Source organism: Planotetraspora sp. A-T 1434 (assembly GCF_025420585.1).
In the GTDB taxonomy this organism is placed as follows: Bacteria; Actinomycetota; Actinomycetes; order Streptosporangiales; family Streptosporangiaceae; genus JAOEGB01.
This window is the reverse complement of the sequence record NZ_JAOEGB010000007.1, coordinates 238740-253592: the sequence shown is the minus strand read 5'-3', so window position 1 is coordinate 253592 and position 14853 is coordinate 238740. Positions and strand designations below refer to the sequence as shown.

At 70.6% G+C, this 14853-nt stretch carries 15 protein-coding genes; 12 read left to right on the top strand and 3 right to left on the bottom strand.

The window, feature by feature from the left end; translation table 11 throughout:
• Positions 1-44: 44 nt before the first annotated feature.
• From N5079_RS12055 to N5079_RS12000, 12 genes are all read left to right on the top strand, one after another.
• Positions 45-1052, top strand: coding sequence for an ABC transporter substrate-binding protein (locus tag N5079_RS12055; RefSeq protein ID WP_261583723.1), 1008 nt, complete (start codon positions 45-47; stop codon positions 1050-1052).
• Positions 1049-1909 (top strand): LLM class flavin-dependent oxidoreductase, encoded by an 861-nt coding sequence (locus tag N5079_RS12050; RefSeq protein WP_261583722.1) that lies wholly within the window; start codon positions 1049-1051, stop codon positions 1907-1909. The genes N5079_RS12055 and N5079_RS12050 overlap by 4 nt, the downstream gene beginning before the upstream one ends.
• Positions 1899-3074: an LLM class flavin-dependent oxidoreductase gene (locus tag N5079_RS12045; protein WP_261583721.1), complete on the top strand. Its 1176-nt coding sequence runs from the start codon at positions 1899-1901 to the stop codon at positions 3072-3074. Before N5079_RS12050 ends, N5079_RS12045 begins: the two co-directional genes overlap by 11 nt.
• Positions 3071-3952 (top strand): ABC transporter substrate-binding protein, encoded by an 882-nt coding sequence (locus tag N5079_RS12040; RefSeq protein WP_261583720.1) that lies wholly within the window; start codon positions 3071-3073, stop codon positions 3950-3952. Before N5079_RS12045 ends, N5079_RS12040 begins: the two co-directional genes overlap by 4 nt.
• A 1024-nt stretch (positions 3953-4976) precedes the next feature.
• Positions 4977-6035, top strand: coding sequence for a polysaccharide deacetylase family protein (locus N5079_RS12035; RefSeq protein ID WP_261583719.1), 1059 nt, complete (start codon positions 4977-4979; stop codon positions 6033-6035).
• 157 nt (positions 6036-6192) lie between these two features.
• Complete coding sequence (locus tag N5079_RS12030; RefSeq protein ID WP_261583718.1) at positions 6193-7161, top strand: diiron oxygenase; 969 nt, start codon at positions 6193-6195, stop codon at positions 7159-7161.
• Positions 7162-7182: 21 nt separating this feature from the next.
• On the top strand, positions 7183-7710 hold the full coding sequence (gene dcd, locus N5079_RS12025) for a dCTP deaminase (RefSeq protein ID WP_261583717.1): 528 nt from the start codon (positions 7183-7185) through the stop codon (positions 7708-7710).
• A complete protein-coding gene (locus tag N5079_RS12020) occupies positions 7707-8231 on the top strand; it encodes a dCTP deaminase domain-containing protein (protein ID WP_261583716.1) in 525 nt (174 codons plus the stop codon). Before dcd ends, N5079_RS12020 begins: the two co-directional genes overlap by 4 nt.
• Positions 8228-9364, top strand: coding sequence for a glycosyltransferase family 4 protein (locus tag N5079_RS12015; RefSeq protein WP_261583715.1), 1137 nt, complete (start codon positions 8228-8230; stop codon positions 9362-9364). The genes N5079_RS12020 and N5079_RS12015 overlap by 4 nt, the downstream gene beginning before the upstream one ends.
• Positions 9365-9481: 117 nt before the next feature.
• Positions 9482-11008, top strand: a complete 1527-nt coding sequence (locus tag N5079_RS12010; RefSeq protein ID WP_261583714.1) for a glycoside hydrolase family 3 protein — start codon at positions 9482-9484, stop codon at positions 11006-11008.
• On the top strand, positions 11001-11423 hold the full coding sequence (locus tag N5079_RS12005) for an HIT family protein (RefSeq protein WP_261583713.1): 423 nt from the start codon (positions 11001-11003) through the stop codon (positions 11421-11423). Before N5079_RS12010 ends, N5079_RS12005 begins: the two co-directional genes overlap by 8 nt.
• Positions 11423-11617: a hypothetical protein gene (locus N5079_RS12000; RefSeq protein ID WP_261583712.1), complete on the top strand. Its 195-nt coding sequence runs from the start codon at positions 11423-11425 to the stop codon at positions 11615-11617. Before N5079_RS12005 ends, N5079_RS12000 begins: the two co-directional genes overlap by 1 nt.
• A 22-nt stretch (positions 11618-11639) precedes the next feature.
• On the opposite strand, the gene N5079_RS11995 is transcribed toward N5079_RS12000, so the two are convergent.
• From N5079_RS11995 to N5079_RS11985, 3 genes are all read right to left on the bottom strand, one after another.
• Positions 11640-12911 (bottom strand): MFS transporter, encoded by a 1272-nt coding sequence (locus tag N5079_RS11995; protein WP_261583711.1) that lies wholly within the window; start codon positions 12909-12911, stop codon positions 11640-11642.
• Positions 12912-13244: 333 nt separating this feature from the next.
• Positions 13245-13715 carry an SRPBCC family protein gene (locus N5079_RS11990; RefSeq protein ID WP_261583710.1) on the bottom strand — a complete coding sequence of 157 codons (471 nt, stop codon included), beginning with the start codon at positions 13713-13715 and terminating at the stop codon, positions 13245-13247.
• Positions 13716-13939: 224 nt separating this feature from the next.
• Complete coding sequence (locus tag N5079_RS11985) at positions 13940-14839, bottom strand: NAD-dependent protein deacetylase (protein WP_261583709.1); 900 nt, start codon at positions 14837-14839, stop codon at positions 13940-13942.
• Positions 14840-14853 lie beyond the last annotated feature (14 nt).

The following is a 14853-nucleotide window of genomic DNA, read 5'->3' as shown; positions in this document are numbered from 1 at the left end:
ACCACTGATCACTCCGGTCGCACAGTCATTCAGTAAGGAGTCCTGTGTCCTCCATTGACAAGATCGACAAGATCTGGTTCACGCGTTGCCCCGTGCCCACCGCCAGCGGACTGGCCTACAACCTCGGCTGGCTGACCGAGGAGCTGGGGGACGTCGGTGTCCTCCAGGACGCCCCTCCCGAACTGGCCGGCCGCCACTTCGACCACCAGCTTCTCGGGTTGTTCCGCGAAGGGGGCAACGTGCCCGCGCTGGCCGCCCGGTCGGAGGGGGCGCGGACCCGGCTCATCGGCCTCACGTGGATCGAGGAGTGGCAGGTCATCCTGGTCCGCCCCGGCTCCGGCATCACGGGGGCCGCCGACCTCAAGGGGGCCAGGGTCGCGCTCCCGGCCTGGGCCGCGACGCGGGCCACGAGCTTCCCCCGGGCCATGGCGCTGCACGGCGTCAAGGGCGCTCTCTCCCAGGCCGGGCTGACCCTCGACGACGTCACCTTCGTCGAAGTCCCGCAGCCGGACCCGTCCGTAGGCGCCGGGCCGCGCTCGTTCTCCTGGCCCGGCATCGCGGAGCTGGCGCGGGGTGAGGTCGACGCGGTGTACGCCAAGGGCGCGCGGGCGGTGGACCAGGCCAGGGAGATCGGCGCGGTGGTGGCCGTCGACCTGGACGCGCATCCGGACCGCCGGACCAGGGTCAACAACGGCACGCCGCGGCCGATCACCGTCCACGAGGAGCTCCTCACCGACCATCCGGACGTGGTCGTCGCCTTCCTGGCCCAGACGCTCCGGGCGGCCGACTGGGCTGCGGACAACCTCGACGGAGTCCGTACGATCCTGGCCCAGGAGACACGGTCCGGGGCGGAGGGCGTGGCCACCGCCTACCGGAACGGCTTTCACACGTCGCTGCATCCGGACCTGTCCCAGGAGCGGCTCGATCTCCTCCGCGTCCAGAAGGATTTCCTCCTCGTCCACGGATTCCTCGCCGCCGACGTGGACCTCGACGCCTGGGTCGCGCCAGAGCCACTGGAGCAGGCACGGCTCACGCTGAAGGCGGCCGCATGACCGAGTTCTTCATCACCCTGCCCACGCGCGGGGACGGCGTCCGAGGCGACTGGCACCCGGACTTCCAGCGTCCGCTCCCGCCGCCCTTCACCGACGTACGGCAGGGCGTCTACGGCCCCTTCGACCACCTGGCCCAGATCGGCCGGGCGGCCGAGATCGCGGGCCTGACGGGCGTGCTCGCGCCGTTCGATCCTCGAGGGGAGGAGTCGACCGTGGTCGCGGCCGGTCTGCTGCGGCAGAACCGGCACCTGCGGGTGCAGGCCGAGTTCCACCCCGGGATCGCCACTCCGGTGTACGCCGCCAAGATCGCGGTTTCGCTCCAGCGGTTCTCCGGCGGGCGTCTCGACTGGCGGCTTGCCGTCGATCTCGATCCGGACGTCGCCCGGTCCCAGGGCTACCCCCTGGAGGACCGCTACGCGAGGGCCGGTGAGTTCCTCACCGTCGCGAAGGGCGTGTGGCACGAGCCGGGCTACACGTTCGAGGGGCGCTTCTACGAGGTCCTCAATGGCGGCTTCTCCGAACCGCCGTTCATCGGGCACACCTTCCCCCGTGTCCACCTGTCGGGCACCTCGCCCGAGGCGCTCGCCCTGTCCGCCCGCCACGCCGACGTGCACGTCTTCGACCCCGGCGACGACCTGGAGTCGGCCATCCCGCAGCTTCCCGGCGTGCGGTACGGCCTGCGCCTGCCCAGTCCCGCCGGGCGGGATGAGGAGGAGCAGGCGGCGGTGATCCGCGACTACATCGACCGCGGCGTCTCGGCCTTCTTCCTGGAGGTCGAGCCGTACATCGAGGAGACCTACCGCTTCGGCGAGCGAGTGCTCCCGCTGCTCGTGAAGGAGGGCGCGCATGCCCATTGACATCTACTGGCGCATTCCCACCCACGGCGACCAGCCGCTGCTGCGCCACCGGACGCCGACCCGCGGCGACTTCGCGCCCACGGTCGCCGGGAGCGTGACACCGGGCGGCGTGACACCGGGCCTCAGGGGCGGCGCGCCCGACGGGTACAGCTACCTCGACCACATGGCCGACATCGCCAGGGCGTCGGAGCTCTCCGGGTTCGTCGGCGGTCTGCTGCCGTCGTTCCCCTTCACCGACGACCCGTGGGCGGCGGCGGCCAGCCTGGCGCGCGAGACCACCACCTACCGCTTCATGATCGCCTTCCAGCCCGGTTTCCTCCATCCGGTGCAGGCGGCGCGCATGTCCGCCAGCCTTCAGCGGGCCACCGGCGGCCGGGTCGTCTACAACATCATCTCGGGCGGCGGAGGGCCCGGCCAGCTGTGGTGGGGCGACAAGGTCGACCACGACGACCGCTACGCGCGCACCTCCGAGTTCCTCGACGTGCTCAAGGGCGTGTGGAGCGGCGGGCCGTTCGACTACGAGGGCCGCTTCTATCGGGTGGAGGGCGCTCGCCTGCCGGAGCCGCTGGCCCGCCAGCCGTTCCCCGAGATCTACTTCTCGGGGTCCTCCAAGGCCGCCATCGAGGCGGCGGGGAGGCACGCCGACTACTACCTGTCGTGGCTGGAGCCGTTCGGGCCGCTCGCCGAGAAGTTCGACCAGGTGCGCACGCACAGCACCGCCCTGGACCGCTCGCCCAGGTTCGCCGTCCGCATCGACGTGCTCGCCCGCGAGACCGAGGAGGAGGCCTGGGACGAGATCCGGCGGGGGTGGGACGGGATCGATCCCTCGGTGCTGCGGGACGCCACCGGTGACTCCATCGGCTGGCAGCGCAGCCAGTCGTTCGTCACCGGGAAGATCACCGGCTACCGCGACCTCGAGGTCGAGCCCAACGTGTGGGGCGGGTTCCATCTGCTCCGCGGCGGCCCCGCCTTCGGCCTCGTCGGCAGCTACGAGCAGGTCGCGCGGCGGCTTGACGAACTGATCGAGCTCGGCGTCGGCGCCTTCATCCTCGCGGGGGTTCCCCACCTGGAGGAGGCCTACCGCGTGGGCGAGCGGGTGCTCCCGCTGCTGCGCGGCCATGACATCCGCTACGAATCGCCAGTTTTGGAAGGGACCCGTTCATGACCATCCGCGTCGGCTACTTCCCGAGCAACAACTCCCTGTGGGTGCTGCGGCACCGGGGCATCCTGGAGCGGTCGATCCCCGACGTCGAGTGGGTCGATCTGCGCAGCCTCCCCGCCGGCGTGCGGCCCGCCCCGGCTGACGGCCTGCCGTCCCTGCACGGCGACCATCTCTTCGACGGCGGTTACGACTTCATCGGCACGGGCTCCACGCCGCCCGTGACCGCCCAGGCCAGGGGGCACGACATCGTCTATGCCGGAATCTCCGGCCCCCGGCACGAGAACGGCCGGCTCATCGTGCTGGAGGATTCGCCCATCGTCGGCCTGGAGGACCTGAAGGGCAAGCGGGTCGCGCTCGCCCACGGCTCCTGGCAGACCACGCTCCTCCTGTTCGCCCTGGCACGCGCCGGTCTGACCTGGAAGGACATCGAGCCGGTCGACGCCGGTGTGGACGCGGGGCGGCTCTTCCTGAACGGGGAGGTCGACGCGTGGGTCGGCTCCTATCCCTCGCTGACGTCGGTGGAGAAGGAGGCGGCCACGCGCGAGCTGGTCGCGACGGACGGCCTGTTCAGCCACCGCTCGCTCTGGTTCACCCGCCGGGACTTCGCCGAGAAGCACCCCGAGGAGTTCGCGGCCATCGTCGCCGCGCTCCAGGAGTCGGACGCCTGGATCCAGGAGAACTACCGCGAGGCGGCCGAGCTGTTCGCCGCCGACGACGGGGGAGACGTCGACGCCTGGGAGAACGCCCTGCGCAAGAGGCCCTTCGGCGTCCTCCCGGTGAGTGAGGAGTTCGTCGCGGAGCAGCAGCGCGCGGCCGACCTCTTCTACGCCAACGGCCTCATCGACCGGAAGATCGTCGTCGCCGACGCCGTGCTCAAGTAGACCCCGCCGAGCGCGGATCGCCACCTCATGACCGCCGCCGGGCCGTACGGCTGCCCGGCGGCGGCCTTCGGCGCGCGCCGCCGCGCGTTCTGGCACAGTCCCGGAGGCTTCGGGGGTTTCGGTCCGCCGATGCTCGCTTTGGGAGCGCCGGAGGCGGGTGAATGGTCCGGTGAATGGGGCGATTCCGGCCCTTCGGATGTGAACGCGGGGTGATGGATCTCCCGCTGGAGGGTACGCCCTGTCGCGCTCCTCCCATCGACGTGCGGAACGTCCGGTTGTGGGCACTCGCACATGATTTCCCTTTTTCTAAATCGGGAGTCCCAGGTGACGGGGCAGTGCCCCCGGCCGCCGGGGCCGAGTCCGAGACCGCTGCCGCGATATCCGGTCAATTGCCGTACCGAATTCCGGAAAAATGAATCACCGGTTTTGCCTCGACGAATTCCCGGCGTTTTTCCCGATGTTCGCCTTCTATTCATCACTTTATTTTGATCCGAAATTTGGCCGGTTCCGGGCGGTCCGCAATCAGCGTCAGCAGGCATTCGATCTGTTCGTGAGATGTTTCCTCGCGGGATGGCCCCCTCCGGGCGTTCGGGGCTTTCCTGGGAACTCGTCTCGTGATGCAATTCATTTCGGCCGACTCCTTGACAGGACGGCGGATGCACGCGGACGATGGCCGAGGAGTTAGGAAACGTTCTTAACTACAGCCGCATGGACGGTCTCACCGGGGGGCCGCCGCCGTGCCGGCCGTACCACCTGTTCCACGTCGCGCTCTCGCGCCCTCGGCGGCGGCGAGGCGTCGGCGGCTCGTTGGGGGTTCTCACGCTGGGTGACCGAGGTGGAGAAGGGGGCCGCCGCCCATGTCCGATAACGCGACGTCCGATAACGACGTCCGACGCGATGTCCGATAAGCGACGTTTCCGATAACGCGACCGCCCGCACTCGTGGCCGTAGCCGAAACCCGAAGTCCGCAGGGCCAGAGCTGACGGGGCGGACGTGGCGGGCGGAAACGACGATCGTGAGTGACATGGAGAGGAGATCGATGCTGTACTCCGGGATCGCCTGGACATCCAACGGCTACGAGATAGAGGTGGTCGGCGAGGACGGGCGGCACGCCACGCCACCGGTCCGGTTCGGGGCGGGACAGCAGCGCGAGATGATCGCCTACCTGCAGGGGATCGCGAAGCCGTCCGGGCAGTCCCTCGTCACGGTCGTGGAGAGCACCAACGGGGTTCTGGACGGCGGCATGATGGTCTCCGGGCTGGACGTCTATCGCGCCGATCCGTGGGTGCTGCCCGAGCGGCCGCTCTTCGGCTCGGTCACGGCCCACGCGCTGGCGCAGGCCGCCCGGCAGGACCTCTCCGCCCTCGCCAGGTTGCAGATCGACGGCGGCACGCTCACCGGCCGCATCGACGAGCTCGACGCGGGGATCGCCCGGAGTGCGGCGGCCGAGGACGCGCTGACCCGGGCGGGACGCTGCCTGCGTCACGGCGGGCGGGAGCGGGCGGACATCGCGCTCACCTTCGACGACGGCCCCAACCCGCCCTACACCGGGCAGATCCTCGACATCCTGGAGCGGTACGGCGTGCCGGCCACGTTCTTCTGCGTCGGGCTGCACGCCAGCGCGCGGCCGGGGGACATCGCCCGAATCGCCGACATGGGCCACGCCGTGGGGAACCACACATGGTCGCATCCGTTCCTTCCCGACCTGTCCCGCCCTCAGCTCGGTGAGCAGATCGAGCGGACCGAGGAGGTGCTCGTGAACGCGGGGGGAGCCGTGTCGCGGCTGTTCCGGCCCCCGTACGGCTCCCGCACCCCCGAGGTCATGGACTGGCTGTCCGCCCAGGACGTCACTGTCGTGCTGTGGGACGTCGAGCCGTTCGACTGGGCGCTCCCCGGGCCCGGCGTCATCACGGAGAAGGTGCTGGCCCAGGCGCGTCCCGGTTCCATCGTCCTCATGCACGACGGCGGCGGTGACCGCTCGCAGACCGTCGCGGCCCTTCCCGGGGTGATCGAGGGACTCCTCGACCGCGGCTACCGCTTCGTCCTGGTGGACGAGCTGCTCAGCCCCCACCAGACCGCCTGACCTTTCCCCGATCGCCTACAGAGGGTCATCCTTCCCACCTCGACGACCATCGACGGCCTCACCCGCTCCGGCATCCGCCGATCGGTGTGAGACGTCTCGCGCATGCACTGACTCGCACCTGTTATGGAGTCCATACCTCATCTGACAGGAGAGCACCATGACGATCTCCATCGAGGACACCGAGCCCAGCATCGGCCCCAGCACGCTCCGGCGGCTCGTCGCCGCGTGGCCGAAGCGGGCGACCATCCGCACCGACATGAACAAGGTGGCCAACCCCGACGAGCCGTACGACCCGGAGCTGCTGGACTACCCGATCCGGCTCATGCCGTTCGGGCAGCATCCGGACTACCTCGCCGCGTCCGAGGAACAGCGGATGACGGTGAACACCCTGGCGTGGCTGGCCTACAACGAGCGGGTCATCGCCGCCGAGGAGTACGTCGCCAACCCGACGTTCGAGATGCTCGCGCACGGCGTGTTCCCCGGAGTCGACCGCTACGAGGCCAGGGAGGCCGTTCAGCAGTCCCACATCGACGAGGTGTGGCACACGTACATGCACATGATCGCCATGCAGCGGACCAGGGAGGCGCGGCAGGTCACCGCGGAGCCGAAGGCCTACTCCCACCCGGTGACCAACCGCAGGCTGTACGCGCTGGAGGCCGAGACCAGCGAGCGCTGGGAGAGGGACCTGCTCTACCTGCTGTGGACGGCGGTGGGGGAGATCAGCGTCAACGCGTTCCTCGACCTGATGGCCAGGGACAAGACGGTCCAGCCCATGCACGCCCTGGTCGCGCGGCTGCACGCCCGGGACGAGGCGGCGCACGGGCCGGTCATGCTGGAGGTGATGCGGGAGGTCTACCCCCAGCTCAACAAGGAGCAGAAAGAGCTCTTCATCAGGGCCCTGCCCGCGTCGATCATCGCGTTCGGCGCCGAGGACTACGAGCTGTGGCCGCAGATCCTGGAGTTCGCCGGCATCCCGAAGGCCAGGGAGATCATCGAGGACTGCCAGGCCACGCCCGGCAACGAGTTGCTCGTGACCGACTTCTCCGGTGTGCACCGCCTGGTCAGGGAGATGGAAATCGAGCACCTCGTCGAGTTCGACTTCTCGACCAACCAGATCACCGCGTGACGCCGACATACAGAGGGTTCGATGATTCTCACGGGGCCAGAGATAACCGCTGCGGCGGAGGACGGGCGGATCGGCATCTCGCCGTTCAGCATCGACCAGGTCAATCCCAACAGCTACAACGTACGGCTGGGCGACACGCTGCTGACCTACACCAGCGAGGTGGTCGACGCGTACGAGCCCAACCCGACCGAGGTCATCCCGCTCGGTGACGAGGGGTACGTCCTCCAGCCGAACCAGCTCTACCTCGGGCACACGGAGGAGAGGGTCGGGTCGGACGTCTACGTTCCGCTGCTGTTCGGCCGGTCGTCCGTCGGGCGGCTGGGCCTGTTCGTAGAGATCACCGCGCCGATCGGCGACATCGGCTTCCACGGTCAGTGGACGCTGATGCTGTCGCCGGTCCGCCCGTTGCGGGTCTATCCGGGCATGAAGATCGGCCAGATCATGTTCTTCGTGTCCTCGGGGGATATCGACCTGTACTCCGGGAAGTACCAGGCGTCGGAGGGCCCGCAGGCGTCCCGTTACTGGCACGACAGGATGGCCACGCTGTGATCCTCACCGCGAAGGCCATCGCGGCGGCAATCAGCCGGGGGGACATCGTCATCGACCCCTTCGACCCCGGCCGCATCTCTCCCAACGCGTACGACTGGCGCCTCGGCGACACCATCCGGGTGTGCGACACCGACCTGGACGCGGCCGTCACCACCCCCTTCACCGAGGTGGATATCCCCCCCGAGGGGATGGTCCTGCTGCCGGGGAAGCTGTATCTCGGCGTCACCCACGAGCGGACCGCCTCCGAGCGGTACGCGCAGATGATCAACGGGGACCACACCATCGGGGCGCTGGGCATCTGGGTGCACGTCTCGGCGCCGCTCGGCCACGTGGGCCACGCGATCCGGTGGACGCTGGAGATCCGGGTGGCCAGGCCGGTGCGGGTCTACCCGTACATGACCTTCGGAAAGATCATCTTCTTGACCACGTTCGGGTCGACGGCCAGTTACCAGCGCATGGGCAGCAAGTACATGCGCACCGGCGGCATCGACATCTCCCGCCTCTACGAGGAGCTGATGTGACCACGATCACCGGAGTGGACCTCCCTCCGGGCAGTCCCGGTGGCAGCGTCGAACTTCTCCGGGACCTCTACCTCGGGCCTGACCGGCCGATCCCGGCCGACGTGTTCATGCTCGCCCCGCCGGACTCCGCCCCCGATGCGCCCGCCCCCGACGCGCCCGCCCCCGATGCGCCCGGATCCGACGCGCCCGGATCGGACCGTCCGGCGCTGCTCGCGGTGCCGGGCAAGCAGGTGGACGGCGCCGGGTTCTGGACCTACGTGGAGGCTCTCGCCGCCGCCATCCGGGAGCGCTTCCCGGCCGCCGGCTACGGGGTGGTCCACCTCCAGCATCTCGCCTTCGGCGCCACCCCGGCGCTGCTCCGCGCCTTCCCCCGGCACCCGCATCTGGCGCTGGTCCACGGCACGGACCTGCTCTTCGCGGCCGACCACCCCACCCAGGCCGAGGTGCTGAAGGAGGCCGTCGCCGCCGCCCGCGCCATCGTGGTGCCCACGACCGCGATGGCGACCCTGCTGCGCCGCCTCGCCCCCGCCGACTCCAGCCGCATCGCTCACATCCCCTGGGGCATCCCCGACCACCTCCTTTCGGAGCCGCCCGTACGGCACCGCCGTGCCGGGGAAGACCTGCGCCTCCTCTACGCGGGCCGGCTCACGGCCGAGAAGGCGGGGAGCGGCCTGTTCGAAGCCGTCGCCGGCCTCGACGGCGTCACGCTCAGCGTGGCGGCCCCGCCCGCGGAGTATCGGAGGCTGGACGAGGAGTCCGGCCTCGCGGGGGTCCGCTATCTGGGCTGGCTGTCGCGGCCCGACCTCTGGCGGGCCTTCGCCGAGCACGACCTGCTCATCGTCCCCTCGACGAGGCTGGAGGCGTTCGGCCTCGTCGCGGTGGAGGCGCAGGCGTGCGGGCTGCCCGTGCTGTACCAGCCGGTCCCGGGGCTGCTGGAGGTGCTGGGGGATTCCGCCATCCCGGTCGATCTGACCGCGGGCCCGCAGGCCATCGCCGAGACCGTCGCCTGGCTCAGGAAGGACCCGGCGGCGCTGGACGACATCCGGGCGGCCGGCTACCGGAACGCCGCCAGGTTCCCCCTGTCGCGCACCGCGAAGGAGCTTCAGGCGCTGTCGGAGCAGATCCAGGGCTGACCGGCAGGGCATGGCGGGTGCCTGCCTCTTCTCCCGAACGTCCACCCCAGGTGCCCGGCATTGCCCACCGGGGCCGCGCAGCCGTACGTCTCCATGATCACGACGAGGAGTCAGCCAGTGAACGAGCTCGACCGCTTGGTCAACGCCTGCCTGCTGCCCGGCTTCGGGGGCACCGAGGCGCCGCCCTGGGTGCACGAGGCTCTGGAGCACGGCCTGGCGGGGGTCACGATCTTCCCCGCCAACCATGCCGGCCGCCCCGGGTCGATCGCGGAGATCGCGCGTTCCCTCCGCGAGACCCGGCCCGACGCGCTGGTCTCGATCGACGAGGAGGGCGGCGACGTCACCCGGCTCGACTACGAGACCGGCAGCGCCTACCCCGGCAACCTGGCGCTCGGCGTGGTCGACGACCTCGACCTCACCCGCCGGGTCGCCGCGGCGATCGCCGCGGACCTCGCGGCCAGCGGGGTCAACTACAACCTGGCGCCGTCGGTCGACGTCAACAGCGATCCGGACAATCCGATCATCGGCGTGCGCTCGTTCGGCTCGGACCCCGAGCGTGTCGGGGCGCACGGCGCCGCCTACGTCCGGGCCATGCGGGACGCCGGCATCGCGGTGGCGGTCAAGCATTTCCCCGGCCACGGCGCGACCGTCAGCGACTCCCACCACTCACTCCCGGTGATCGACTGCGATCTCGACACCTTCCGGCGGCGCGAGCTGGCCCCGTTCGTCGCGGCCATCGAGGCCGGGGCGGCGAGCCTCATGACCGCGCACGTGGTGTTCGAAGCGCTGGATCCGGGCACGCCCGCGACGGTGAGCCGCCGCATCCTGCACGACCTGGTGCGGGTCGAGCTCGGATACGAGGGCGTGCTGGTCAGCACCGCCGTCGCCATGGAGGCCGCCGCCGGGCCGTCCGGCATCGTGGCCACCGCCATTCGCGCCTTCCAGGCGGGCGCCGACCTGCAGCTGCTCGGCCCCCTCGACGGCGAACCGTTCTGCGCCGCCATCCGGGCCGGGGTCGCCGATGCCGTCCGTGCGGGAGAGCTGGACGTGTCGGTGCTGGAGACGGCCGCCGCGCGGGTCGACGCCATGCGCGCCGGGGCCGCTCCACGCCCCGGCCCCGCCCCCGACCGCTCGGTGGGCCTCGAAGCGGCGCGCCGCGCGGTCCGCGTGACGGGCGACGTCGTCCTGAGCGGCCCCGCGACCGTCGTGGAGCTGCGCGCCCCGGCCAACGTGGCGGTCGGCGAGGCACACTGGAGCATGACCGAACGGCTCGCCGAGCTGGGGCTGGTGGCCCACAGCCACCGGGTGGACGAGCACGGGGCCTCGGCCGAGGAGATCGTGGAGGGCGCGAAGGAGGGGCCTCTGGTGGTCGTCGTCCGCGACGCCTACCGCATCCCGTGGCAGGGCGCGTGGGTCGGGAAGGTCCTGGCCGCGCGGCCCGACACCATCCTGGTCGCCGTGGGGATGCCGGACGACGCGGCGGCGGCGACGGGCCCGAGCGTCGTGACGTACGGCGCGGGCAGAGTCAACACCCAGGTCGCCGCCGAGCTGCTCGCCGGGCGGCGTGCCGGGTCGGCGGACGGATCGCTCGCCGGGTCGCCCGAGGGGCCGGTGGCAGGCGAGGGAGTCGCGGCCGATGAGTGACGCGGGCTCCACCGTGTGCGTCTTCTGCGACATCGTGGCGGGCCGGCTCGGCGCCGAAATCCTCTACGAGGACGACGCGACGGTGGCGTTCCTCGACAACACCGCCGTGATGGAGGGGCACACGCTCGTCATCCCCAGGCGTCACGCGGCCGACCTGTGGGAGATCACGGAGGAGGACGCCGCCGCGGTGATGCGTACGGTGCACCGGATGGCCGGGCGGATCCGGGAGGTGTTCGACCCGGACGGCCTGACGCTCTTCCAGGCCAACCGCGACGCGGGCTGGCAGGACCAGTTCCACCTCCACGTCCACCTCGTGCCGAGGAAGGACGGCGACCACCTGTGCCGGCCGTGGAAGGCGGACAGAGCCGACCCACAGGCCCTCGCGGCCACCCGCGCCCGCCTCGCCTTGAGGTGATGCCGCAAGCGGGCGGGCCGGTGGGGGCCGGCGGCGACGCTGGGCGCGACCGGACGGTGTCGGCCCGGATGCCGCCACAGGATGCCGCGGCGAGCTTCGAACGGGGTGTCTGGTGGGAGGCCTTCCCGATCACGGAGGAGGCGGCCTCCCAGGCGATCTCGCGGCGGCTCGGCGCCTCCGAGCCGCCGCTGTAAGCCGCTTCGCCGCCGCGGCCGTTCAGCGCTCGCCATCAGTCGCCAGTGCGACCGGGTTCCTTCGGAGGGGCGCCGGCGCCTCCAGCGCGCGCACCCCCGGAGAGAGGAGCGCGGCGAGACAGGACAGCACGATGATCACAGCGCATCCGACCAGCGCGGGCTTCGAGCCGACCAGGATGGCCACCGGCCCCGCGATCAGGAGGCCGATCGGGCCGAACATCAGTGAGCCGAGGGCGTCATAAGAGCTGACGCGCGACAGGGACTCGGCCGGGATCTCCCGCTGCATCGTCGTGGTCCACAGGACACCGAAGATGTCGAAGCAGACCCCCATCACCGCCGCGCCGACGACGATGGTCCACAGTGGAGCGCCCAGGCCGAGGAGCAGGTACGGCAGGGCCGTGGGCCCGGTGAGGAGCGTCGCGACCAGGATGGGACGGCGGGGTCGCAACCGTAGGGCTATGAAGACACCGCCGATCATGCCGATCGCCTCCCCGGCCAGGATCGCCGACCAGGCGGCCGCCCCTCCGAGGTGTCGTTTGGCTTCCAGCGGTCCCAGCACGCCGTGCGCCGCTTGGAAGGCCATCACGAGCACCGAGAACTGGGCGACGACCACCCAAAGCCACTGCCTGGAGACGAACTCGCGCCAGCCGCCGCGCAGGTCGGCGAGCACCGAGTGCTTCTCATCCGCGGAGCGTCCCGCGTGGGCCAGGCGCAGCGTCGCGATGAGCACCGCCGACACGGCGAACATCATGCCGCTGACGGCGAGCGCCCAGCCACCGCCGAGCAGGACGACTGTGGCCCCGCTCGCGACCAGCCCGGCGACGCGCGAGCTGTTGGTGCCGAGCCCCAGCAGGGCGTTGGCGGTCTGCAGCCGGTCGGCCGGGACGACGTCGGGGACGATGCCGGCCAGGGCGGGGAAGAGGATCGCAGTCGCCACCCCGCTGACCGCCGTCGCCGTCACCAGCGCGGGCACCGGGGTCCATCCGGTGAGCATCATCGCGGCCAGGCAGAAATACGCCGTGGCGTTGAGCGCCTCGCTGGCCATCATCACCCGATGCCGGGGCAACCGGTCCGCGATCACTCCGCCCACCAGCATGAACGCCACCATCGGCAGTGCCTCGGCGGCCAGGACCACCGACAGGGTCGTGGCCGTCGCCCCAGGCAGCGCGAGGACCCCGAACGCGAGTGCCACAGGAGCGAAGGAACTGCCCAGCATGGAGATGCTCCGGGCGCCGAGCAGCATGGCGAAGCGCCTGTCCCGGAGCATGCTGAGATCGCCACGGTAACTGTGCACTTCCCGGCTCCCCTTACAACGCCCCGAAGTGTGCCATCCTGCCGTCCCGGCGTCGTGATGTCGCGTCAATTTCGGCGTCGGTCCGTACTGATCTGCGGCAGGCACCCGGGTGCCCGCCGTTCGGGGAAGACCATCGAGGGGTGGGTCACGCCGGCGCGGTCCATGCCGGTGGCACCGGCCAAACGCCAGGCAAAGGGGATGTGGTTATGCCGCGTGCGGTGATGACCAGAGACGTACGGCCGGGCGGGCGCTGCTGGACGGCCACGGCCGATGCGCTCAACTGCCGCTGAGCCGGCTCAGCTGTGGGTTGGTTATGGGGTTGGTTATGGGTTGTTATGGGGTGAGTTCGGCCAGGCGCCGCAGGGACCGGCGCAGGAACGTCGCGCTGAGGGGTCTGATCACGGGCCAGCCGAGCCGTACGGCAGGGCCGAGGGGCAGCTCGAGGTCTTCTTCCCACACGATCGTGCTGCCCCCTCCGGCCCGGGGGAGCACGCGAAACAGCCCGGTGCCGCGCACGAGCCTGCCGGTGTGGCGGACGGCGACCTCGTGCGGCGGGTGCCAGGAGGTGATCTCCATGGTGTCCAGGAAGCCCACCGGCCCGATTCCGGTGAAGGCCGCGAGGCGGCTGCCGACGCTGTGGCCGTCGCCGGAGGCGACGCGGGCGCGGGTCAGCATCATCCACTCACCGTGCCGGGGCCAGTCGGTAAGCACGGCGAAGACGCGCTCGGGGGCCGCGTCGGTGTCCACCGCCACCGAGAGATGGCCTGCGGAGGTCTGCCGAAGATGGCGCGAGAACGAGGTCATACCCCCTTCTTCGTACGGCCGGCCCCGCCGGACGCGGGCACGCGCACTGGGGTGGGGCGGCACCCGGACCCAGGCGCCGCTGGGGGTCGGATGCCGCTGGGGGTCGGATGCCGCTTCGAGTCGGGCGCCGCTGGCATGCCCAGCACCGTGCCGCAGGCGGTCTCGCTCTCGCCATCAAGTTATGGCGGCGTCCCTCCCGCCGCGTGCCCCACGAAGGCGACATGTCACCGTGTCGAGCCGAGCCCGGCAAGGAGCGCGGTCAAGGTCGAGCCGAGGGGAGCGTCCAAGGTCAGGAGGGCATGGGCGTCGCCTCGGGTCCGGCCTTGGTTGATGATCGCGACGGGTATGGCGAGTTCGGTGGCGCGGCGTACGAACCGGTAGCCGGACATGACGGTCAGCGAGGACCCGAGAACCAGCAGCGTATTGGCGCGCTCGGTCAGCGTGTAACACTCCTGGACGCGGGGTCGTGGCACGTTCTCGCCGAAGAACACCACGTCGGGCTTGAGCAGGCCGCCGCAGCTGTGGCAGTCCACGATCTGGAAGGCGTCGATCTGGTCATCGGCCAGGATGGCGTCGCCGTCCGGGTTGATCGCGCTGACCCGGGCGTGCCAGCCGGGGTTGGCCGCGTGCAGGCGCTGGTCGAGCATGTGACGGGAGGTACGTTGACCGCAGTCAAGACAGCTGACGCGATCGAGGCCGCCGTGCAACTCGATCACATGCTGTGCGCCGGCGGCCTGATGCAGGCCGTCGACGTTCTGGGTGATGATCCCGGCAATCAGTCCGCGGCCCTGCAGTTCCGCGACCGCGCGATGACCGGCGTTGGGGATTGCGCGAGCGACGTGCCGCCATCCCACGTGGCTGCGCGCCCAGTACCGCCGGCGGGCTGCGGCGCTGCCGACGAACGTCTGGTACGTCATCGGCTCGGCCCGCCGCTTGAGCCCGCTCTCCCCTCGGTAGTCCGGAATGCCTGACTCTGTCGATAGGCCGGCCCCGCTAAGGATCAGCACGTCGCCGTCTGCGATAAGGTCCACCAGCAGTCTGAACGGGGGGCTGGTGAGCACATCAGACGGGTCAGGCAACGCACGGAACACGCCGCCGGGACCCTCGTCCATCGCCAGAGTCATCCTTCCATGGTGCC